This is a genomic window from Flavobacterium tructae, from assembly GCF_002217475.1.
Classification (GTDB): domain Bacteria; phylum Bacteroidota; class Bacteroidia; order Flavobacteriales; family Flavobacteriaceae; genus Flavobacterium; species Flavobacterium tructae.
Genome location: NZ_MUHH01000064.1, coordinates 1,510 through 2,746 on the forward strand (window position 1 = coordinate 1,510; position 1,237 = coordinate 2,746).

The 1,237-nt window shown below is 38.1% G+C and carries 1 protein-coding gene; it reads right to left on the reverse strand.

The window, feature by feature from the left end:
- The coding region (locus B0A80_RS20715) for a hypothetical protein (protein ID WP_165769299.1) at positions 1–1,237 on the reverse strand (1,237 nt) is incomplete at both ends.

The following is a 1,237-nucleotide window of genomic DNA, read 5'->3' on the forward strand; positions in this document are numbered from 1 at the left end:
TATTTTATTCGAATAAAATAACTTCCGGGAGATAAACTGGCAGTATTGCTGGTGCTCCAGGTAAGACCATCATCAAAACTATACAGATTTGCAACCGTTGAAACGATAATAGTGCCTGTAGGATTACAGCCAGTTGGGTTTGTGACTACAGCTTGTGGTGCAACAGGAATTGCAGGCGCATCTTGTATAGTAATGGTAGCGGCAAGAGAAATACAACCTGAATTATATTTAACAATCAAATTATAGGTTCCTGCAGACAGATTAGATTTTGTATTGGAGGTCCCAAACGTGATTCCGTTATCAAAACTATAAAAATCGGCTACGGTATTAATTGAAATTGATCCTGTAAAATTGGTACAAGTAGGTTGAACTGCTGTAAAGGCAGGAGCAGCAAGCGGTAATAATGGTGAGATCGTGACCGGAGCAGCATCTGAAATACAACCTGCTGAATTTTTAATTTTTATGAAATAAATACCCGGAGTAAGATCTGTTTTTGTATTAGAAAAAACATAGGTTAACCCGTTGTCAAAGCTATAAGTAGCGGCATTTGTTGTAATGGTAATTGAGCCTTTTGATGAGCTGCAGTTTGGCTGTGTAGTAGTAAATGCAGGAGCAGCAATTGCAGGACCAGCACTCAAATTGACAACAGCGGTCGATGATTCGCAGCTATATGAATTTGTTTTGATTTTAATAATATAGGTACCGGCTCCCACATTTATTTTCGTAGGACTTGTTGTCCAACTGTTTCCATCATTGAAACTATAACTTATAGCAGGTGTAGTTATGGTGATGCTGCCATCAGTAGCATCGCAGGAAGAAGGTTGAACTTTGGTTGCAACAGGTGCCGCAGGAATTGCAGGAGGTGTATTTATATAGACATAACTGCCGCTGGAGGTACAGCCCAGAGTGTTTTTTATTAATACATTGTAGGAGCCACTTGCTAAATTTTTCTTTACAGGACTTGTAGTCCAGGTTATTCCTCCATCAAAGCTATATTGGTCTGCAGTAGTATTTACTATTACAGTTCCTGTGGTAGTACTACAGGTGGGTTGAATAGCAGATACATTTGGTGAGGACAGATAATATTTGTTTATGTAGACATATTGTGAGTTTGATTTACAACCTTTTGCATTTTTAATAAGAATATTATAATACGAATCTGCAGGATTTAATAAAATTGGATTTGTAGTCCAAGTGCTGCCTCCATCAAAACTATAATTGTCAGCAGGAGTTGTAA